The 19,800-nt window shown below is 67.4% G+C and carries 18 protein-coding genes and 1 pseudogene; 15 read left to right on the forward strand and 4 right to left on the reverse strand.

All coding sequences use genetic code 11. The features are described from left to right. The first annotated feature begins 394 nt into the window (after positions 1-394). The 5 genes from AC16DP_RS46120 to AC16DP_RS46140 all read left to right on the forward strand — a co-directional run bounded on the left by AC16DP_RS46120 (position 395) and on the right by AC16DP_RS46140 (position 5,860). Positions 395-1,555 carry an LOG family protein gene (locus AC16DP_RS46120; RefSeq protein WP_329730093.1) on the forward strand — a complete coding sequence of 387 codons (1,161 nt, stop codon included), beginning with the start codon at positions 395-397 and terminating at the stop codon, positions 1,553-1,555. 167 nt (positions 1,556-1,722) lie between these two features. Beyond that, entirely contained in the window at positions 1,723-3,090 is a 1,368-nt protein-coding gene (locus tag AC16DP_RS46125; protein ID WP_329730094.1) for a phosphomannomutase/phosphoglucomutase, read from the forward strand. 14 nt (positions 3,091-3,104) lie between these two features. Next, positions 3,105-3,659, forward strand: coding sequence for an NADPH-dependent FMN reductase (locus AC16DP_RS46130; RefSeq protein ID WP_329730095.1), 555 nt, complete (start codon positions 3,105-3,107; stop codon positions 3,657-3,659). A gap of 21 nt (positions 3,660-3,680) precedes the next feature. Further along, on the forward strand, positions 3,681-4,610 hold the full coding sequence (locus AC16DP_RS46135; protein ID WP_329730096.1) for an ROK family protein: 930 nt from the start codon (positions 3,681-3,683) through the stop codon (positions 4,608-4,610). A gap of 53 nt (positions 4,611-4,663) precedes the next feature. Then, a complete protein-coding gene (locus AC16DP_RS46140; RefSeq protein ID WP_329730097.1) occupies positions 4,664-5,860 on the forward strand; it encodes a BMP family lipoprotein in 1,197 nt (398 codons plus the stop codon). An 85-nt stretch (positions 5,861-5,945) separates the two neighbouring features. Here AC16DP_RS46140 and AC16DP_RS46145 read toward each other — a convergent pair whose 3' ends face one another. Together AC16DP_RS46145 and AC16DP_RS46150 are read right to left on the reverse strand one after the other, a co-directional pair. Beyond that, positions 5,946-7,061 (reverse strand): OmpA family protein, encoded by a 1,116-nt coding sequence (locus AC16DP_RS46145; RefSeq protein ID WP_329730098.1) that lies wholly within the window; start codon positions 7,059-7,061, stop codon positions 5,946-5,948. 23 nt (positions 7,062-7,084) lie between these two features. Then, positions 7,085-7,441 (reverse strand): hypothetical protein, encoded by a 357-nt coding sequence (locus AC16DP_RS46150; protein WP_329730099.1) that lies wholly within the window; start codon positions 7,439-7,441, stop codon positions 7,085-7,087. 274 nt (positions 7,442-7,715) lie between these two features. Between AC16DP_RS46150 and AC16DP_RS46155 the strand changes: the two genes are divergently transcribed. The 6 genes and pseudogenes from AC16DP_RS46155 to AC16DP_RS46180 all read left to right on the forward strand — a co-directional run bounded on the left by AC16DP_RS46155 (position 7,716) and on the right by AC16DP_RS46180 (position 14,500). Next, a complete protein-coding gene (locus AC16DP_RS46155) occupies positions 7,716-8,867 on the forward strand; it encodes a TIGR03118 family protein (RefSeq protein ID WP_329730100.1) in 1,152 nt (383 codons plus the stop codon). 141 nt (positions 8,868-9,008) lie between these two features. Next, positions 9,009-9,956 (forward strand): annotated as a pseudogene (locus tag AC16DP_RS46160) (endonuclease/exonuclease/phosphatase family protein); the annotation flags it as partial. A 794-nt stretch (positions 9,957-10,750) separates the two neighbouring features. After that, positions 10,751-11,173, forward strand: a complete 423-nt coding sequence (locus AC16DP_RS46165; protein WP_329730101.1) for a hypothetical protein — start codon at positions 10,751-10,753, stop codon at positions 11,171-11,173. After that, positions 11,170-12,648 carry a DUF7125 family protein gene (locus AC16DP_RS46170; protein WP_329730102.1) on the forward strand — a complete coding sequence of 493 codons (1,479 nt, stop codon included), beginning with the start codon at positions 11,170-11,172 and terminating at the stop codon, positions 12,646-12,648. Before AC16DP_RS46165 ends, AC16DP_RS46170 begins: the two co-directional genes overlap by 4 nt. 67 nt (positions 12,649-12,715) lie before the next feature. Then, a complete protein-coding gene (locus AC16DP_RS46175) occupies positions 12,716-13,798 on the forward strand; it encodes a sensor histidine kinase (protein WP_329730103.1) in 1,083 nt (360 codons plus the stop codon). A 30-nt stretch (positions 13,799-13,828) separates the two neighbouring features. Further along, positions 13,829-14,500: a hypothetical protein gene (locus AC16DP_RS46180; RefSeq protein ID WP_329730104.1), complete on the forward strand. Its 672-nt coding sequence runs from the start codon at positions 13,829-13,831 to the stop codon at positions 14,498-14,500. Between the two features lie 60 nt (positions 14,501-14,560). Here AC16DP_RS46180 and AC16DP_RS46185 read toward each other — a convergent pair whose 3' ends face one another. Further along, complete coding sequence (locus AC16DP_RS46185; RefSeq protein ID WP_329730105.1) at positions 14,561-15,781, reverse strand: tyrosine-type recombinase/integrase; 1,221 nt, start codon at positions 15,779-15,781, stop codon at positions 14,561-14,563. Continuing rightward, a complete protein-coding gene (locus AC16DP_RS46190; RefSeq protein ID WP_071905296.1) occupies positions 15,778-16,002 on the reverse strand; it encodes a helix-turn-helix domain-containing protein in 225 nt (74 codons plus the stop codon). Before AC16DP_RS46190 ends, AC16DP_RS46185 begins: the two co-directional genes overlap by 4 nt. 939 nt (positions 16,003-16,941) lie before the next feature. On the opposite strand from AC16DP_RS46190, the gene AC16DP_RS46195 reads away from it, so the two are divergent. The 4 genes from AC16DP_RS46195 to AC16DP_RS46210 are packed head-to-tail and all read left to right on the forward strand — an operon-like array spanning position 16,942 to position 19,535. After that, positions 16,942-17,541 carry a hypothetical protein gene (locus AC16DP_RS46195; protein ID WP_329730106.1) on the forward strand — a complete coding sequence of 200 codons (600 nt, stop codon included), beginning with the start codon at positions 16,942-16,944 and terminating at the stop codon, positions 17,539-17,541. Positions 17,542-17,563: 22 nt separating this feature from the next. After that, positions 17,564-18,700 carry a protein kinase domain-containing protein gene (locus AC16DP_RS46200; protein ID WP_329730107.1) on the forward strand — a complete coding sequence of 379 codons (1,137 nt, stop codon included), beginning with the start codon at positions 17,564-17,566 and terminating at the stop codon, positions 18,698-18,700. 4 nt (positions 18,701-18,704) lie between these two features. Then, positions 18,705-19,160 (forward strand): helix-turn-helix domain-containing protein, encoded by a 456-nt coding sequence (locus AC16DP_RS46205; RefSeq protein WP_329730108.1) that lies wholly within the window; start codon positions 18,705-18,707, stop codon positions 19,158-19,160. Between the two features lie 12 nt (positions 19,161-19,172). Then, a complete protein-coding gene (locus AC16DP_RS46210; RefSeq protein ID WP_329730109.1) occupies positions 19,173-19,535 on the forward strand; it encodes a helix-turn-helix domain-containing protein in 363 nt (120 codons plus the stop codon). Positions 19,536-19,800: the final 265 nt, after the last annotated feature.

The raw sequence follows: 19,800 nt of genomic DNA on the forward strand, positions 1-19,800 counted from the left end.
TGGGTGGTGCGGCCGGCCTTGGACTTCGTCCTGCACTGGAGCCGCTGGCGACGCCGCCATCAGGCCATCGCCAAACGCTGCCATTACCGACGCAGAGACCCTCGCGCCAAAGTCCCACTGTAGTACTTGGCACGGAGCGGGAATCGAGCCTGTATCGGACTACGCATGCGGTAGGAGCTTGCTACCAACTTCTCTGGTAAGTCACCCGCTCATACTCCATCGGGCTTCTGAAGCCCAGAGGTGGCGATGCTGAAGCCGAGTGATGCCTACGGACGGCAGCTCCGCAGCGCCGAGTCCTTCAGTCCCCAGCCCGGGCCGTGAGCGCCCGAGGAATCATCCCGGAGGCGAGGGGCTCCTGCTACCTTCCCGAGCCCTCCATCTTCGGGAGTTCTTCTTGGTCGAGATTGAAACCCTCGTGGCATTCGAGCAGCACCTGGCGGGCGGCAGGAGCCTCGCCAACGTCATCCTCCAGGGGCTGGACCTGACGGGGCAGACGCGGGTGCTGCTGGGCGCGGACCTCACGGGCACCGTCTTCCTGGGCTGTCAGCTCGAGACGCAGGCACTTCAGGCGGTCATCGCGCACGGGGCCATGGTCTTCCCGCCCTTCTCGGGGTTGCCGTACTCGCCCTACCGGGGCGGCCTCTACTCTCCCGAGGAGCTGTACGCGGGCTTCGACCCCGCGCGCCCCGAGAGCTACGCCGACACGCCCGACGCCCGCATCTATGCCCACTGGAACTCGCGCGGCGGCGCCAACTCCCCCTCGCTGCTGGAGACGCTGGCGCAGCGGCTCCACGACCATGCCATCACCGACGCCATGGAGGAGGTGCTCGCGCAGCACAGCCAGGGCCGTCCTCGCAGGGTGGTGGCCATCATGGGCGGCCACTCCATGCTCCGAGGGCAGCAGGACTACCGCGCGGTGGTGGAGCTGGCCCGCGAGCTGGCGCGCCTCGGCTTCTTCCTGGTGAGCGGCGGCGGGCCGGGCGCCATGGAGGCCACGCACGTGGGCGCCTGGTTCGCCCGGCGCACCGACGCCGAGTTGTCCTCCGCCCTCGAGCTACTCGCGAAGGCCCCGAGCTACAAGGACCGCGAGTGGCTCTCGCGTGCCTTCGAGGTGCGCGCCACCTGGCCCCTCCGGGACGCGGACCGCGTCGTCAGCGAGAGCCTGGGCATTCCCACCTGGCACTACGGCCACGAGCCGCCCAATCCCTTCGCCACGCACATCGCCAAGTACTTCGCCAACAGCGTGCGCGAGGACGGCCTGCTCGCCATCGCCCGGGGCGGCGTCATCTACTCCCCGGGCAGCGCCGGCACCATCCAGGAGGTCTTCCAGGACGCCTGCCAGAACCACTACAACACCGTGGGCGTCATCAGCCCGATGATCTTCCTGGGCCAGGACTTCTGGACGCGCACGCGGCCCGTCTATCCGCTCCTGGAGCAGCTCGCCCGGGGCCAGGACTACGCGCGCTACCTGCTGCTCTCCGACTCCCGCGAGCGCATCGTCCAGGCCCTCGTGGACTTCGATCGCGAGCAGGAGGCCCGCGAGCGCGCCCATTAGCTCCCCTGTCTACCTGGAGTCACAAAGGGTTATACGGGGGGTACACCCGGGTCTGGAGGCCTCGGCCCGGCCGGACCCTGGTTGGATACCCCCCCGCCCCGGGCTTGTGTATACAGTGCGCCGCCCTCGACCCCGCCTCCCTTCTCGAGGGCTTGGGAAACAGCCTCATGAACGCGCATATCTTCCGCGAGTACGACATCCGTGGCCTGGTGGACAAGGACCTCACCGTCGAGGTGGTGGAACTGCTGGGCAAGGGACTCGGCACCGTGGTGCGGCGCAAGGGTGGACGTTCCATCGTGGTGGGCCGCGACTGCCGCGAGTCCTCCACGCGCTTCCGTGACGCCCTCTGCCGCGGCCTCACCTCCACCGGGTTGAACGTGCTCGACGTCGGCGTGGTCCCCACCCCGCTGACCTACTTCGCCGCCAACACCCTGCCGGTGGACGGCCTGGCCATGATTACCGGCAGCCACAACCCGCCCGAGTACAACGGCTTCAAGATTGGCGCCGGCAAGACGACCTTCCACGGCCATGAGATCCAGGCGCTGCGCAAGCTCATCGAGGCGCGCGACTTCGAGAAGGCCGCCACGCCGGGCGTCGTCAGCCCCTTCGACATCCACACGCCCTACTACCACTTCGTCCGTCAGACGGTGAAGGTGGGCCGCAAGGGGATGAAGATCGTCATCGACGCGGGCAATGGCACCGGCGGCGCCGTGGCCGTGCCGCTCTTCGAGAGCATGGGCTTCGAGGTGGTTCCGCTCTTCTGCGACATGGACGCCACCTTCCCCAACCACCACCCGGACCCCACGGTGGTGGAGAACATGCAGGACCTGATCGCGGCGGTGAAGCGCGAGAAGGCCGAGGTGGGCATCGCCTATGACGGCGACAGCGACCGCATCGGCGTGGTGGACGACCAGGGCAACATCCTCTGGGGCGATCAGATCATGATCCTCTTCAGCCGCTACGTGCTGAAGGAGAGCCCGGGCGCCGCCATCGTCGGCGAGGTGAAGTGCTCGTACACGCTCTACGACGACATCGCGAAGCACGGCGGCAAGCCGGTGATGTGGAAGGCGGGCCACTCGCTCATCAAGGCGAAGATGAAGGAGGAGCACGCGGAGCTGGCCGGCGAGATGAGCGGCCACATCTTCTTCAAGAACCGCTACTTCGGCTTCGACGACGCCATCTACTCCTCGGCGCGCCTGCTGGAGATTCTCACCCACGAGAAGGCGAAGCTGTCCGAGCTGCTCGGGGACGTGCCCAAGACGTTCGCCACGCCCGAGCTGCGCGTGGACACGGTGGAGGAGAAGAAGTTCGAGATCGTCAAGCGCGCCACCGAGACGCTGCGCAAGGCGGGCCACTCGCTGGTGGACGTGGACGGAGTGCGGGTGACCTTCCCGGACGGGTGGGGCCTCATCCGCGCCTCCAACACCCAGCCCATCCTGGTGCTGCGCTTCGAGGCGAAGACGCCCGAGCGGCTGGAGGAGATCCGCCAGCTCATCGAGGGCACGGTGGAGAAGGTGCAGCGCGAGGTCGCCTGAGCTAGGAAGACGCCATGGCCACTCCCCACATCATGGCCCTGTGCGGCAGCGTCCGCACGGGGGGTTTCAACAAGAAGCTGCTGGACGCCGCCGTCGCGGAAGCCCGTGCGCAGGGCGCCGAGGTCGATGTCGTGGACCCCAAGGTGCTCGCGCAACTGCCCATCTATGATCAGGATGTGGAGGCGCAGGGCTGGCCCGCGCTGGTGAAGGAGCAGAGGGACCGGCTGGCGCGCGCCAACGGGCTGCTCATCGCCAGCCCCGAGTACAACTCCTCCATTCCGGGCGGGCTGAAGAACCTGCTCGACTGGGTGTCGCGTCCGCCCGAGCGGCTCTTCCAGGAGAAGTGGGTGGGGCTGATGGGCGCCTCGCCGGGCGTCTTCGGCACCGCGCGCATGCAGCCGCACCTGCGCCAGGTGATGTCGTCCGTGGGGGCGCACGTGCTGCCCGCCCAGGTGCACCTGCCGCGGTCCATGGACGCCTTCAACGCGGATGGGAGCCTCAAGGACGAGGCCCGGCGCAAGGAAGTGTCCGCGCTCGTCTCGTCTCTCGTTTCCAAGCTCAAGGGCTGATGGCCCGACCGGAGGACACGCATGCCCACACTGGGAATCGACCTGGGAGGCACCTTCGCCCGCGCGGCGGTGGTGGATGCGAAGGGCACCATCATCGCCTCCGCCAAGATGGCGCTCGGCGAGCGCAGCCCGGCGGCGGTGGTGGAGTCCATTGCCCACGCCGCCAAGGCCGCGGTGGACACCGCGGGCACGCCCGTGCAGGGGTGTGGCGTGGGCGCGGCCGGACAGATTCATGGCGAGTCCGGCGTGCTGGCCGTGGCGCCCAACCTCGGCTGGCGCAACGTGCCGCTGGGGGAGATGCTCCGCACCCGGCTGGGCTACCCCGTCCGGGTGGTGAATGACCTGTCGGCCGCCGCCTGGGGCGAGCTCCACGCCGGAGCGGGGCGCGGCGCGCAGGACATGTACACGGTGTTCGTGGGCTCGGGCGTGGGCAGCGCCATCATCGCCGGAGGCCGGCTGGTGACGGGCGGCGGCGGGGTGGCGGGCGAGCTGGGCCACATCAAGGTGGTGCCCAACGGGCGCCGGTGTGGCTGCGGCGAGCTGGGCTGCCTGGAGGCGTACGCGGGGGGCCACAACCTCATCGCGCAGACGCGCGAGCTGCTGGCCTCGGGCCGCTCGCAGGTGCTGAAGGACCTGACGGAGGGTGATCCGGCCCGGGTGACGCCCGTGACGCTGGAGCAGGCGGCGGAGGCGGGTGACACCGAGGCGCGTGAAATCTACGAGCGCGCCAGCCTCATGCTGGCCATGGCCATCGCCAACCAGGTGACGGTGCTCAACCCGGCGCGGCTCATCCTGGGTGGTGGCGTGTTGACGCACTGCCCTGGCATCCGGCGCCGCGTGGTGGAGGGTGTGCAGGCGTTCGCCTCCACCACCTCGCGCGAGGGGCTGCTCATCTCCGACGCCGAGCTGGGTGACGACAGCGGGCTGATCGGCGCGGCGCTCCTGGCCTGACGTCTCCCGGGGCTGACTTGAGGGTCAGGCGCGGCTCTGCTACAGCCCGCGCCATGGCCCTTTCCCGCTCCTTCCTGCGACTGTCCCTGCTGTCCGCCCTGGTGCTCGTGTCCGCCTGCAAGAAGCAGGAGGAGGCGAAGCCGGAGGCCGCTTCCGCCAACAACGCGCCGGCCGCCGCCGCGCCGAAGGCGAAGACGCTGAAGGTGGGCCTGGTGACGGACGTGGGAGGCCGCGGGGACCACTCCTTCAACGACTCGGCGCTGCGCGGCCTGGAGCTGTGGGGGGCGGGCAAGAAGATGGAGGGCGGCAGCTACAAGGACGCCACCCCGGAGGAGCTGAAGGAGTCGCTCGCGCAGGACCTGGCCTCGCGCGGCATCGCCCCGGTGGGTGTCACCCCGGTGGTGCTGCAGAGCAAGGTCCCCGAGGACTATGAGCCCAACCTCCAGACGCTGGTGGACGAGGGCGTGTCCCTGGCCATCGGCGTGGGCTTCATGCTCGAGAACGCCGTGGAGACGGTGGCGAAGCGCAACCCGGACGCGAAGTTCCTCCTCATCGACAGCCCGCTGGTGTCCGCGGACGGCAAGGTCTACACGCTGCCCAACGTGCGCACGGTGATGTACCGCGAGGAGCAGGGCAGCTTCCTGGTGGGCGCGCTGGCGGGCCTGGCCTCCAAGAACAACAAGGTGGGCTTCGTGGGCGGCATGGAGGTGCCCCTCATCAAGAAGTTCGAGGCGGGCTTCCGCGCGGGCGTGGCTGCGGTGAATCCCAAGGCCACCGTGCTGGTGAACTACACGGGCAGCTTCGACAACGTGTCCGCCGGCAAGCAGGTGGGCCAGGATCTCGTGAACAAGGGCGCGGACGTCGTCTACCACGCGGCCGGCTCGGACGGCCTCGGCGTCATCCAGGCGGTGAAGGAGGCGCGCGCCGCCGGCAAGCCGGTGTTCGTCATCGGCGTGGACTCGGACCAGTCGCACCTGGCCCCCGAGGCGGTGCTCACCTCCATGCTCAAGCGCGTGGACCTGGGCGTCTACGAGGCCGTGCGCGACCTGTCCCAGGGCAAGCTGGAGGGCGGTGACGTGACGCTGGGCCTCAAGGAGGGCGGCGTCACCTACGCCCCCGTGCGCGTGGACTTCCCGGGCAAGGCCGAGGCGCTCCAGAAGGTCGAGGAGCTGCGCGCGAAGATCATCTCCGGGGAGATCCAGGTGCCCAACCACCCGTCGCAGCTGACGTCCGCTCCGGCGAAGCCGTAAAGCGTCTCGGGTGGGAAGCAACAGGCCCCGCTGCCTCTTGTAGGCAACGGGGCCTTGTCATGTCCGGCGGGTGCTTCTTCCCGCGTCAGCGGTTGGGCTGCGGCTGCTGCTGCTGCGGTGGCTGCTGCTGTGGCTCACCGGCTCCGCCGATACCGCGCTCGATGACGATCTCTACCCGGCGGTTGTTCGCGCGGCCCTCGGCGCTCTTGTTGGAGGCGACGGGTTGCTCCTCGCCGCGGCCCTCGGTGCGGATGCGCGCGCTGTCCACGCCGCGCTCCACCAGGTAGTCCCGCACCGAGCTGGCGCGCTCGTAGGACAGCTCCTCGTTGAGCTCCGTGGGGCCCTGGCTGTCGGTGTGGCCCTCGATGACGAGCGGGCTCTGCGTCTTCTTCAGCGCCTCGGCCACCTCGTCCAGCCGGCGTTTGGCCGTGGGCAGCAGATCCGCGCTCCCCGAGCGGAAGAGCACGCTGCCGGAGAGCGTGAGCACCAGTCCGCGGGCCTCCTCCTTCACCTGCACCTGCCGGATGTTGCGCAGCTCGCTGGCCACCTCGGCCTGGGCGCGGGCCTCGGCCTCGGCCTGGGCGGCGCGCTGCTCGGCCTGGAGGCGCGCCTGGCGCTCCTGCTCGAGCTGGGCGTTGAGCTGATCCATCCTCGCCTGGGCCTCGTCGAGCTTCGCCTGGCGCTCCTGCTCCTCACGCCGGGCCTGCTCCAGTTGCTGTTGCTCGGCCTGCGCCTGGGCCTCCTGCTGCTGCCGTTGCTGGAGCTGGGCCTGCCGCTGCTCCGCCTCCGCGCGCAGGCGCTGGGCCTCGGCGAGCTCGGCGCGGGCCTTGTCCAGCTCCTGCCGCGTCCTCACGGCCTCCGAGCTCTGGGCCATGGCCAGCTGCTGCTCCGCCGCCACCCGCTCCTGCTCGGCCACGATGGCCCGGGCGCGCGACTCGGCGATCTGCGCCTTGCGCAAGGCCACGTACGCCAGCGTGCGCGTGTTCTCCGAGTCCCGCTCCCGCTCGAAGGAGCGGTTGGCCTCGTTGAGGGCCTCGCGCGCCTCGACGAGCGCATCCGGGCTGTACTGCGCCGCCGGCCCCGTGGAGGCCCGTTGATAGGCATAGCGCGCATCCAGCAGCTCTCGCGGCGTGCTGGCCGCACACCCCGCGAACACGGTGGCTCCCAGCACGCCCCACGTCAGTCGCTTCCATCCCCGCATGACCTTCTCCTTACGTGTGGCTGTCACTGCACCGTGCCCTGGAGTTGCTGGACCTGCTGGAGCACCCGGTCGGCCTCGGCCCGCGCCGGCGCCTCACGCGCCAGGGCCAGGGCCAGCTCCGCGTCCGCCGCCGCGCGCTTCAGGAAGAGCGCCGCCTTGTCCCGCTCGTTGTGCTCGAGCAGCCTGCGCGCCTCGCTCGCCTGCTCCCGTGCCCATTGCAGGTGCTGCGCCGCATCCGGCACCTTCTCGGCTCCGGCCTCCTCCGCCTGGCGGATGGAGACCTGTGAGTCCACCAGTTGCTCCGTGGGTGGCACCCGCCGCACCCCCGCGCAGCCAGCCAGTCCCAGCAGCAGTCCCGCGCACACGATCCCTCGTCGCATCGCTCGTCGCTCCCCTGTACGGACCGCGGGCGGATTCAGCACCCGCCGCTTCCACGCAGCCGTCAACGACTCCGAGATGTGCACTCGGGGACAGGGGAACAAGCACGGGCCTCCGTCCGCCCGTCCGGGTGCCTGCCGTGCAGGGGGCGCGGCCGAGGGGCGAGTAGTGCGCGGCCTTCACGGCCAACGGGGTGGGTTGTCGCTCCTCTCACGTGCTCCCACGTTCCCGTCCAATGAGGCCGCTGTCCTGGCGGCCTCTGGAGGGGGGACACACATGAATGCTTCATTCCCGGGCTCCTGGCGGAGCCCTGTGCTGGCACTCGCGCTCGCCACTTCACTGGTGCCCGCGTTCGCTTCCGCCAACAACTATTGCAAGCAGCCCAATGCCTATGTGCAGCGCAACCTCGTCGCCGACAGGGCGGGGTTCGCGGAGAACGTGGATCCCAACCTGGTCAACGCGTGGGGCATCGCGTTCAACCCGTTCGGCCTCGTCTGGGTCAATGACAACGGGACCGGCCTCTCCACGCTCTACAACGGCGACGGCGTGCCCAACTCGCTCGTCGTGACCGTCCCGCCTCCTCCGGGGGATACCGGACGGGGCAAGCCCACCGGCATCGTCTTCAACGGCTCCGGTCAGTTCGTCGTCACCCGGGGAGAGGCCTCGGGCACCAGCTTCTTCATCTTCGCCACCGAGCAGGGCACCCTCACCGCCTGGGCTCCGGCCGTCAATTTCACCAACTCCTTCACCGTCGTGGACAACTCGAGCACCGGCGCCATCTACAAGGGCCTCGCGCTCGCACCCAATGGCACGGGCTTCTTCCTGTACGCCACGGACTTCCACAACGGGAAGATCGACGTCTTCGACAGCACCTTCGCGCCCGCCACGCTTCCGGGTTCCTTCACGGACCCGTTCATCCCCGCGGGCTTCGCGCCTTTCGGCATCCAGAACATCAACGGTAATCTCTACGTCACCTACGCCAGGCAGGACGCGGACCGCGAGGACGATGTCGCCGGCAAGGGGCTGGGTTACGTCAGCATCTTCGACGCCAATGGCCGCTTCGTCCGGCGCCTCATCTCGCGCGGCAGGCTGAACGCTCCCTGGGGTCTGGCGTTGTCGCCGGCCAGCTTCGGCAGGTTCGGCAACAAGCTCCTGGTGGGCAACTTCGGCGATGGCATCATCAACGTCTATGACCCGCAGACCGGCCACCGCGAAGGGCGGCTGGAGCGGCCCGATGGCAGCACGATCCGGATCGACGGCCTGTGGGGACTGGCCTTTGGCAGCGGCGTGGCGAACCAGCCCACCGACACGCTCTTCTTCACCTCCGGCCCCGAGGACGAGACGCATGGCCTCTACGGACGCCTCGACGCGGTGCGCGTCAGTTGTGACCGCCTCGCGCCGGAGCCCGAGGAGCCCGATTCCAACTGAGGCGTGCCGCGGCGCGGTATGAACGGGAGGGACCGCCGGAGAAATGTGCGGTCCCAACCATGTGGCACCAGGCTGTCGCTTGCCTGAAGGGCAGCCTAGGGTTCCTCTCGCGCCCCATCCCCCGCGCACAGGACGGAACCCATGCCCCAGAGCTTCGCCCCCTCGAAGAAGACCCGTCTCGGGTCCAGGCTGATGCTGTCGCTGTTCACCCTCTCGCTGTCCGCGTGCGGCGTTGGCACGGACAGCACGGAGTCCGAGCCCCTGCCGGCCACGGAGGTGGGCGCCAATGGCTCTCAGCTCCTCACCGCCCGGGTGCGGCTGATGGCCGCCAACATCTCCAGCGGCAACTACCAGAGCTACGACCCGGGCCACGGCACCCGCATCTTCCAGGGCACGAAGCCGGACGTGGTGATGATCCAGGAGTTCAACTACGGCGACAACTCGGCCACCGCCATCCGGAGCTTCGTCAACACCGCCTTCGGCTCGAGCTTCTATTACTACCGCGAGGCCGGTGCGCAGATCCCCAACGGCGTCATCAGCCGCTGGCCCATCGTCGCCTCGGGCGAGTGGGATGACCCGTACGTCACCAACCGCGACTTCGCCTGGGCGCGCATCGACATCCCCGGCCCCAAGGAGCTCTGGGTGGTGAGTGTGCACCTGCTCACCGCGGATGCCGCCACGCGCAACAACGAGGCCACCAACCTGGTGTCCCGCATCAAGTCGCTCGTCCCCGCGGGCGACTACCTGGCCATCGCCGGTGACCTCAACACCGACACCCGCTCCGAGAGCTGCTTCAGCACCTTCGCCCAGGTGGTGACCACCAGCAGCCCGTACCCGGCGGATCGCAACGGCAACACCAACACCAACGCCTCCCGTGCCAAGCCGTACGACCACGTGCTCGTGGACTCGGACCTGCGCGCTTACCAGACGGCCACCGTCATCGGCTCCAGCTCCTTCAGCGCGGGCCTCGTGGTGGACACGCGCGTGTACTCGCCGCTCTCGGACATCTCCCCCGCGCTGTCCACGGACAGCGGCGCCACCAACATGCAGCACATGGCCGTCATCAAGGACTTCGTCGTCCCCGCGGAGTAGCTGGCTCCCAGCGGCGGGTTCGATTCCCGCCGCTTCCTATCTGAGGTTGCCCGCCGCCTTGAGTCGAATTCACTCCTAAAGAGGAGGCACGGCTCGCATCAGGGGACCAAATCGGTCCTTGTCGGACCAAATTTGGACCAAATCCTCCAGTGTCTAGGCGGAATGGGGGCCGTGTGGAGGGAGAGGGCTGGAGCCGAGGGGAGAGGAGGGCTGCTGACGGGTGCCACGAGGGCTGTGGGCCGGGCTGGTGGAGACACGGTGCGGCCCCCTGGAGCACACGCCGGCCCAGTGGCCTCCCCAGGGGGAGGCAGCAGGGGCGTGGGCGTCTTTGGCAGCGTGACTGCTCGAGGCTCAACACCACGCGAACTGGGGTGGCCCCTGCGCTGCAGCCAGCTGAGCAGGCCGCGTGGGCAGTGACGGGTGCTCCAGAATGGCGCGTACTGCGTTGGTGGTGGACGATGAAGAGGGCGTCAGCATCACCCCTGTGTCCACCCAATCCGGGGCAAGCCCCACCTGTTCCGTTGCCGACTACGCAAGGTCAGCGTGACGCGCTGGCTCAAGAAGCGACGGTAACCGTGGTAAGAGGGCCCTGAGCTCCGGCTGGGAGCGCCCTGGCTGCTTACGCCCATTCTCCCCCCAGCCGACTTGAAGACGTCATTGACGGCCCCACGCACAAGGTCGAGGAAGAGAGCCATGGTGCGCACGCTGGATGAGAAGCCGCGGGGTCCCGAATCCCCGCTCGATGTCGAGCAGGACGGAGCCTCACGAGACTCCATGAGCGCGGCGGAACCGTGACCCGCCCGAACCCGGCGCAGCTGGAGCGAGCCCGGCGATTGCTGGCGCACGAGGGTGCGGCCGGCAGCGCGGGCGAGCCTGCGACGACGGCCGCCAGCCGTGTCTACGACAAGATCCATGCGCACATGGCGCCCCTGGTGGGCTCCATCGGCGTCCAGCTGTTGTTCCTGAGGAGCGCAAAGCTGGCGAAAGGCGATTTCGAGTGCTTCGCCGAAGTCTCCAGCCTCGAAAGCTCGACGAAGCTGCGCGAGCGGCTGCAGGCCAAGGATCCCGCCGTCACCCTGGAGTCGGCCGCGATGCTGTTTGCAACCTTCTTCGCGCTCCTCACGACCTTTATCGGAGAGCGACTGACGAACCAGGTACTCCGCAGCGCCTGGCCGACACTCGAAGGGGCGGCACCCTGGGAGACAAACGAATGAGCGACAGCGTTGCGATTCGCAAGCTGAGCACCGGGGTGCCGGGGCTCGATGAAGTCTTGGGCGGCGGGATTCCGGAATTCTCCTTCAACCTGATCGCCGGCGGCCCAGGCTGCGGCAAGACGACGATGGCGCATCAGATCGCGTTCGCGAACGCGAGCCCCGAGCGGAGGGCGGTGTACTTCAGCATCATCGGCGAGCCTCCCATCAAGATGCTTCGCTATCAGCAACAGTACGACTTCTTCGACGCCGCCAAGGTGGGCGACGGCACGGTTCGCTTCATCCACCTCGGCCAGCAGGCGCTCGACGGAGGGATGGGGAAGGTGCTGGAGGCCATCGTGCATGAGATCGAGAAGTCGGCTCCGAGCATCGTCGTCGTGGACTCCTTTCGGGCCATGGAGCGAAGCACGCTCGCCACCGGGCCAGGCGGCGAGCGTGAGCTGTCGGACTTCATGCAGCGCCTGGCGCTGACGCTCACCAGCTACGAGGCCACCACCTTCCTCATTGGGGAGTATGCGGACGGCGAGCATGACAGCGCGGTGTTCACGGTGGCCGACGGGCTTATCTGGCTCTCCCAGGCCATCGATCGCAACTCCGTCGTGCGCAAGCTGCAGGTGATGAAGATGCGGGGCCAGGGGCAGATCCCCGGCCTGCACACGGCCCGCATCACGGACGCGGGCTACAGCGTCTTCCCGCGGCTGCTCAAGCCGGCGGAGCTCATCGCCGGGCACCCGCTCGAACATCGCCTCTCGACCGGAGTGCCAAGCCTCGACGAGATGTTAGGGGGTGGCATCCCGAGCGGGTACTCCATGCTCATCGCCGGGCCTTCGGGTTCGGGCAAGACGGTGCTCTCCAATCAATTCATCGTCGAGGGAGCCTCGCGCGGCGAGAACGGGATCGTGGCCATCTTCGAGAAGCGGCCCAACGACTATCTCCAGACCACGCCGCGCGGGCAGGAATTCGAGAAGCTGGTCCGCGAGAAGCGGTTGGAAGTGCTCTACCTGCGCCCGTTGGATCTCTCGATCGACGAGACCTTGCTGGAGCTTCAGAATGCCGTGAAGCGCCTGGGCGCCAAGCGGGCGGTGATCGACTCGCTGTCCGGTCTGGAGCTGGCGCTCGCGCCCACGTTCCGGGAGGACTTTCGCGAGTCACTGTACCGGATGATGGGAGCGCTGACAGGGCTCGGCGTCACGGTCCTGGCGACGGTGGAGATGGCCGACTCCTACAACGATCTTCGGTTCAGCCCCCAGGGCATCGCGTTCTTGACGGACGCCATCATCATCCAGCGCTACGTCGAGCTCGACGGGCAGCTCAAGCGGGCCATGGCGGTCGTCAAGGTGCGCTCCAGCCAGCACAGCAAGGACCTGAGGGAGTACGAGATCTCGCCGGACGGCGGGATCGCCGTGGGCCGGGCGCTCAAGGGGTTCAAGGGCCTGCTTACAGGCACTCCGAGCGGCGAGGACAGAGGAGGCGGATGACGAAGCAGGAACTGGAAGCGCCCTCCTGGCGCTGAACGGGTACATGCGTGTGCACAAGGGGCGAGTCATGACAAAGCAAAGCATCACCGTCGAGCTGGACGACGAGACGATCCGCTCTCTGTCCGTGCTCGGCCCGCCGGCCGACGTGCTCGTGCGCCTGGCGTATTCCGCCGCCGAGGGCGTGCGCCACCCCCTCTCCCCGAGACGCGACCAGACCGACAAGAGCCTGCGCGTCGAACGGGACAAGTCCGACGGCCACGATGAGAGGAGGCGCAGGCTCTTGGCGGTCGCACGCGAGTCCACCGACAAGGATCTCAGCGGCGAGCGCTCTCACTCCGATACGGTGCTCGTCGACCAGCGCGAAGCGAACGAGCGGATGGTCGGCGCAACGATTCAGGCGCAAGAGCTGGCGGACGCGGCGGACGCGGCCAAGGAGCGCGCGGAGGAGAGCGAGCGCGAGCTGCGCTCGGTGGCCGAGTTCCGGGAGATGTTCATTGGCATCCTCGGGCACGACCTGCGCAACCCGCTGGCGTCGATCGGCATGGCCGCCGCGTCGCTGCTTCGGCGCGGACATCTCGACACGCACGACGCGGAGACGGCCGCGCGCATCATCCGCAGTGGCCAACGCATGAGCCGGATGATCACCCAGTTGCTCGATCTCACGCGCGCGCGTCTGGGTGGCGGGTTGTTGATCGAACCGAAGCCGGCCGACCTGCGTGAGATCTGCCAAGGCGTCGTCGAGGAGTTCGAGGCGGCCCTTCAACTGGAGGTCGAAGGCGACGTGACAGGCGCCTGGGACGCGGATCGTCTGGCGGAAGTCTTCTCCAACCTCACGGGCAACGCCATCCAGTACGCCACGCCTGGGACGGCCGTGGTCATCAAGGCACGCTCCGACGGAGCGGCCGTCGTCGTCGAGATCAGCAACCAGGGCGAGCCCATTCCCGCGGACGTCCTCCCGTTCATCTTCGAGCCGTTCCGCCGAGCGCGCCATCACGAGAAGTCGGCGAGCGGGAATCTTGGCCTCGGCCTCTACATCGCCCAGCAGATCGTGCTCTCGCACGGCGGCACGCTCGAGGGGCACTCCGCTGACGGCACGACCACCTTCGTGGTGCGCCTGCCACGCCGTCCTCCCGGCGTTGGCACGTCTTGAGCCTGTAGGCTCCAGCGCGGACAGCTCTTCGTGGAGCACGTCACCATTCAAGGCTCCACCAGCCCTGGCGCGGTGCTGGCTGGCACCACCGGCTTCGCCGAGGGCTCCACAAAGCTGACGATCACCGCCTCCGGCAGCCAGGCCCTGCCCGAGCCCCTGGCGCTCAACCCCAACGCCCTGGGGACAGTGCCCAGCGGGCGCTATACCGGCAACCGCCCGGATGCGATCTCCGTGAGCTCCGAGGTGGCCTCTTCGAGCGTCTACTATCTGGGCCAGGACGCCACCCTGAGAGACGTAGGCGTGCCCTACCGCATGGACGGACTGACTGTGGGCGGTGCCGGCGCCCAGGCCACGCTCACCGTGGAGGCGGGCGTGGAGGTGCGCGTCACGCTGCAGAATGTGCGGGTGCGCTACGCGGGAGGGGACTGCCAGTGCTCGAGCTACGGGTGCAACTACTTGGCGGGCTCTTTCTCGGTGAGCTCGGCGATCCTGCTGTTCAACCAGCCCACGGCGGCCTTCATCACCGGCTCCCGCGTCGAGTACAGCGCTGGCCACGGCATCCTCCGGGGGTGGAGCGGCGCCTCGGACGTGAGCTTCCTGGGCTCCAACACCTTCGCAGATGTGGCCGGCTGTACGGAGACGACGCCTCGGGATGTGGAGGGCCGCTGTCCTGCAAACCCTCCGTGTCCCAAGAGCCCGTGAGCGGCTGACTTCACGGACGGTGGGTTCGATTCCCGCCGCTTCCACTATTTTACGCCGTGCTTACGGGTGGTTGGCAGCTTCCTCCATCCGTGTTGCACGTATGTCGCACGCGGGCGCAGAGGGCCGGTCGAGAACCCCGACCGCCTCTCTGCGCGTGTCCGGGCTCAGGTGGGCGTAGCGCTCCGTCATGTCGATGGTCGCGTGCCCCATCAGCTCCTTGATGACCGTCAGCGGTATCCTCCTCATGGCGAGGTGGCTACCGTAGGTGTGCCGCAGGTCGTGCCAGCCGATGCGGCCCTGCTCGCGGGTGATGCCCGCCCGCTGGAGGGCCCGGCGCAGCGGCAGCTTGAGCAGCCCGTCGGTAAGCGGCCGACCGTCCTCCTGGCAGAACACGTAAGGGCCGCGCAGGTGTCGGTGTCCCTTGAGTGCGTCCACTGCCGAGCTGGGCAGTTCCACCGTCCGCTCGCGTCCACCCTTGGGCAAGCCCGAGACCCCGCGCCAGATGGTACGGCGGACGTGCAGCTTGCCGCGCTGGAAGTCCACGTCGCTCCACTGGAGCCCGATCAGCTCCCCTTGCCGCAGCCCCGCCTTGAGCGCCACCAGCAGCAGCGCTCGCCATTCCGGCTCGGCGGCGTTGCTCAGGCGCTCTGCCTCCTCGAAGGTGAGGAAATCAAAGGGCGGCTTCGGCAGCTTCGCGAAGAGCCTCACGCGCGGAGCCTGCTCGATGACCCGCTGCTCTTCCGCGACCGCCAGCAGCTTGCTCAACACCGTCAACACGTTGTTGATGGTTTTGAGGCTCAGCGGCTTTGGTTCCTCGCCGTTGCGCTTGCGGAGGGCTGCCCGCGTGGGGGCCGCCTTCCGGGCGCGCGCTGCCGACTTCTTCTTGCGCATGACAGCCTTGAAATCCTCCATCTCAGCCGAGCCAATGGCAGCCAGCGCCATTTCACCGAAAAACGGCAGGATGTGAGACTCCAGGATTTGGCTCTTGCTGACGACGCTGGAGTGCTTGTTGTTGTTTTCGCTGTAGGTCCGGAAGCGCGGAGCGAACTCCGCCAACGTCATGGGGCGCTCCCCGGTGTTGTTCTCCTTTCCGAAGGTTCCATTGAAGAGGGAGGCGCGCAATTCGCGCTCGTACTGCTCGGCACCCCGGCGCGTCTGCACAGGCGAGAACTTCACGACTCGCTGTCGCCGTCCGTCCGGGTGGTGGAACATGAAGTCCACTTGCCAAGCCTCCTCGACCTTCCCTGCCTTGTTCTGCCACTTCCGCAATCTGACGCTCATTTCCGACTCCCGAGCGCAGAATCACGGCCCTTACCGGCTGTCCATTCTAGCAGGGCAGCGCGGCGGATGCGGAGGGTTTTTCCGATGCGAGCGACGCCGGGAACCTGCTCAAGCCGGATCGCTTCGTAGAGAGTCTTCCTGTTCACGCGCAGTATTTCGGCGGCTTCCTCCACCGTGAGAAACGCGGGCGCGGCGTCCGCAGCAACCGGGGGCGTGCTCATGGCTGGCTCCCGTCCTGCACTGGCGTTGCTCTCCGGGTTGGAGAACGGGCCGCACTCCAGAGAATGCCGCGCTGCTGGTGCATGGACGCGCGAGCTTCCCGCCGACCCCCAGCGCTGGCCCCCAGGCAAGTGGCCACAGGCGCGGCCTGGAGTGACCACAGACGGCGCATGGAGCGACTACCGGCGTTTTTCCCGGCGTCCTCACCTGCCAGCCAACAACGGCGCACGAATGCGCCACACACGGAGGGTTTTCCCTCCAGGGATTCGATCTTGTTCATCACCTACCCGCCCTGAACGACACACCCAACAGCCCAAGAACTACCCACGCCAGCAGTGACACAGCGTAAAGCCGCGTGTCCAGGCCACGAACAAAGCGCGAGGGGTGATCGGCAAGAGTGCAGCCGGGCAACCAAGGGCCGCACAGGCGAGTGAATGGAGCATGGCCCGCATCGACACAGCCAGCGCCCCCCACGAGGCGCGCGGCGAATGGCCGTTCGGCCTGCCTGGATGCTCACCACGAGGCCCGCGTCGACGTGGCCTCCTGTCCGGCCCGTATGGACGTGCCAAAAGCACAGCGTGCATCCAGACGGGCAAGCAAGGGAGACGGGTAGCGACAGCGTGGCCACCACCGGGCCCCGGCACTCATAGGATCGGCCCGGTAATGACGGACCAGGTCGACCCGTCGCGCGTGAGTGGTCAACAGGTCCGCGCCTTGCCGAGTCCTGCAAGGGCACACGCCGCGCACGAGCGGCTTGGTTAACCCATACATGTAGGGAACATTTCTGTGCTGATTTCCCTGACTCGGGCCTAATCGCGCAATCCGCGCATTGTATGTTTCGTATATGTTCAGGACTCCCGGGCTTCCCCTGCTCATATGACTGTGTTACCTCTCCGGGCGTTTCGCCGTCTCACCAACCAACGCGCTGGAGGTGGTGCCCCGTGCTGAGCGAACCGCGCTCTCGTATGAGGTTGATTTCCGTTGCCTGCTTTTCGGCTCATGCCTCGCTGAGCTTGCTTGCGCTGCTGGCGGTGCTCGCCTCCGGCGCGACTGCGTGCGCGAGCCGCCCGCCCCCGGAGGCCCTTGCCGCGACCCGCGACGCGCTGTCGGGCCTGGATGAGTTCGGCGCGCTGCTGCTGGGGGCCGGGCTGCCTGTTGAAGCCATCCCCCAGGGGCGGAGCATGTCGCCTGTGCAGGCCGAGCAGCTGCGTCGGCACCTCGCGATTCTGCCTTACCTGCCGCAGCACTACGCACCCCGTTTCGTTGCTGACGAGCTGCTGCGCTACGCCGAGCAGCACGGACAAGGGCTGTCCCGCTGGGACCTGAGCCGGATGGTGCAGGAGTACCGGAGCCTTTTTCTTCTCCGTCAGGATGGCTTCCTCGCGGCAGCGCTTACCGGCGAGCCTGCGCGGTGGATTGGTAGGGTCGAGGTTCGCGACCACGGGGCAGGCGCGGCTGAGTTTGAAATGGGCGTGTTCTACACACGCGCAGACGGCGAGAGCTGGCGACGTGCGGACATCCCCAACCTCGACAGGCTGTAGGGCTTCGTAAGGAGAGCACATCATGGCGGACAGCTCCGGCCCGCGTCTTATCTTCGAATTCGAAGGCTTCAAATACGAGGTTTACGACACCCAGGTTCTAAACCGGGACTACGACACGCTTCTTCTTGCTTGGAGGAAACCCATCAGCGAAAGCGGGGTCCGTCGCTCGAGGGTCATTCTCAAGCCTGTGCAGGTGCCCTCAGACCGTGAGAGGAGCGAGCGGGTTTGGGAAGAGGTGCAGCTCGCGTCGCACCTGGAGCACCCGGGCATCGCCAGGGTTTACGGCTTCGCTTTCCATGGTGACACCGCCTACGTGGTCATGGAGCACTTGCGCGGTTGCTATCTCCTCACCGCGATGGATTTCGCGTTGCTGGTGGAGCGCCGTCTGTCGTCCGCCTTCGCAGCATACGTCGCGGCGGAAGTAGCGGGTGCGCTTGCTTACGCTCACGGGCGCATTAGCAGCGAAGGCCACCCGATGCACATCGTTCATCGCGCGGTGGGTCCCATGCGAATCCGTCTCGGGTTTGATGGGCGCGTCAAGCTCGTGAATTTCGGTGCTGCGTACTCGGAGCTGCGCGACCGTTTGAAGACGCCGCCCGGCCTGCTGCGCGGCGACCCGGCCTACTGTGCACCCGAGGTTCTGCGAGCTGCGATGGAGTCCACCGGGGGCCGAGCCGACCCGCTTATCGGGGGAGCGATTGACGGCAGAGCGGACGTGTTCTCGCTCGGGCTCGTGCTGCTTGAAATGCTGCTGGCCGAATACCCGCTCGACCCGACTGATGCCCCCGTGGAGGGTGCCCCGGTCGGGTTCTCATTCCCTGTGCGTGCCGAGCGGACCGCACAGCTAAGCCTGGACGTGGTGGCTTACCGGCTGCTGCGCTTTCACCCTTCGGAAGCGGAACGTCGACTTGAGTTCGCGCCCGCTCCTTTGCGGTCCATTGTCCGGCGTGCGCTCCAACCGGATCCGCGCGAGCGTTTTTCTGCCGCCGAGATGCGCGAGGAACTACTCGTCTACCTGGGGACTGTAGAGCCGCCGGTCCTCGCCGATGAAATCGCAGCAGAGCTGAAGGCCATTTTCGAGGCTGCCGCGAGGGTCAAGCGACTGACGGCGAACCCCATCGAGCGGACGGCGCTAACGCCCGACGAGGACGAGGGTTAGGTCAATGAAAGGGAAGCCAGGTAAGAAGGAGAGCGCCACCAAGGGGAGAAACCGAACCGAACTCAGTATTCAAATCGGTAAGGCTGCGCGGGCGGCCCGGTTGAAATTGAAACTGACTCAGGAGGACATAGCCGAGCGAGTCAGGTTGACGCCGGAAGTGTATGGGAGGCTGGAGCGAGGCGCCATGCTTCCGAGCACGCCAACGCTAACGAAGATCTGCGTTGCGCTTGGGCTCTCTGCTGACTTGCTTGTGGGGCTCGTCGAAAGGGAAGCCACTCAGACCCAACCGGCACCCGACGAAGAACTGACGCCGGAAATCAGGCGGTTGCTGCGACTGGTGCGAACGATGGATGACGAGCAGTTCGCCATCTTCAAGGGAACAGCGACCGGGTTGGCCAAGCTCAACAAGAGGAGGCAGCAGCAAGGCAAGCGTGATAAGGAAAATGGCGCCATCATCTGAGAGGCATACCGCATGGAAGATGACCTTCTACAAAAGAGACTCGGCGAGGCAGCCCGAACCGCACGCGAGGCGCTCGGGCTCACTCAGGCACAAGTAGCCGATGCGGCAAGGATGAGCCCGGCCGTGTATGGGCGCATCGAGCGCGGCGGGATGATGCCGAGCGTTCCAGCGCTGCGAAGGCTCGCGGTCGCCTTGGGTGTTTCCCCGGCTGTGCTCCTGGATATGAGCGCGCGCGAGATGCCTACCACTGACAAGGCTCTGTCACCCGAGACCCGGAAGGCTGTCGGGCTCCTGCGGACGTGGCCAGAGTCCAAGGTCAAAGTCGGGTGCGAGTTGCTGCGCGTGCTCGACGCCGCGCCGATGCGCGAGGAATAGGCCCGTCCCGGAATGGGGACCGGGGCGGTAGGTGGAGCGGCCGACTTGGAGCGGTCGCGAGCCTTGGAGGGGTCCACCTGCCGCTCCGGTCCCGCTGTCTGAGCCGCATCCCTGCGGTTATGCTACGCTCCCCCATCTAGGAGGTGAGGTAGAGCGTGGGACTGACACTCAGGCACCCGGACATCGGCGACATGATCGGGGACTACAAGGTGGTGGGGTTCTTGGGCGCGGGGGGCCTCGGGATCGTCTACAAGGTCGAGCGCGG

This window comes from Archangium sp., assembly GCF_057119385.1.

What these genes read in the sequence shown, in the direction of transcription:
- AC16DP_RS46125 (WP_329730094.1), top strand. Translation starts at nt 1,723, where the DNA reads ATGAACGCGCATATCTTCCGCGAGTACGACATCCGTGGCCTGGTGGAC.
- AC16DP_RS46130 (WP_329730095.1), top strand. Translation starts at nt 3,105, where the DNA reads ATGGCCACTCCCCACATCATGGCCCTGTGCGGCAGCGTCCGCACGGGG.
- AC16DP_RS46135 (WP_329730096.1), top strand. Translation starts at nt 3,681, where the DNA reads ATGCCCACACTGGGAATCGACCTGGGAGGCACCTTCGCCCGCGCGGCG.
- AC16DP_RS46140 (WP_329730097.1), top strand. Translation starts at nt 4,664, where the DNA reads ATGGCCCTTTCCCGCTCCTTCCTGCGACTGTCCCTGCTGTCCGCCCTG.
- AC16DP_RS46145 (WP_329730098.1), bottom strand. Translation starts at nt 7,061, where the DNA reads ATGCGGGGATGGAAGCGACTGACGTGGGGCGTGCTGGGAGCCACCGTG.
- AC16DP_RS46150 (WP_329730099.1), bottom strand. Translation starts at nt 7,441, where the DNA reads ATGCGACGAGGGATCGTGTGCGCGGGACTGCTGCTGGGACTGGCTGGC.
- AC16DP_RS46155 (WP_329730100.1), top strand. Translation starts at nt 7,716, where the DNA reads ATGAATGCTTCATTCCCGGGCTCCTGGCGGAGCCCTGTGCTGGCACTC.
- AC16DP_RS46170 (WP_329730102.1), top strand. Translation starts at nt 11,170, where the DNA reads ATGAGCGACAGCGTTGCGATTCGCAAGCTGAGCACCGGGGTGCCGGGG.
- AC16DP_RS46175 (WP_329730103.1), top strand. Translation starts at nt 12,716, where the DNA reads ATGACAAAGCAAAGCATCACCGTCGAGCTGGACGACGAGACGATCCGC.
- AC16DP_RS46185 (WP_329730105.1), bottom strand. Translation starts at nt 15,781, where the DNA reads ATGAGCGTCAGATTGCGGAAGTGGCAGAACAAGGCAGGGAAGGTCGAG.
- AC16DP_RS46190 (WP_071905296.1), bottom strand. Translation starts at nt 16,002, where the DNA reads ATGAGCACGCCCCCGGTTGCTGCGGACGCCGCGCCCGCGTTTCTCACG.
- AC16DP_RS46200 (WP_329730107.1), top strand. Translation starts at nt 17,564, where the DNA reads ATGGCGGACAGCTCCGGCCCGCGTCTTATCTTCGAATTCGAAGGCTTC.
- AC16DP_RS46205 (WP_329730108.1), top strand. Translation starts at nt 18,705, where the DNA reads ATGAAAGGGAAGCCAGGTAAGAAGGAGAGCGCCACCAAGGGGAGAAAC.
- AC16DP_RS46210 (WP_329730109.1), top strand. Translation starts at nt 19,173, where the DNA reads ATGGAAGATGACCTTCTACAAAAGAGACTCGGCGAGGCAGCCCGAACC.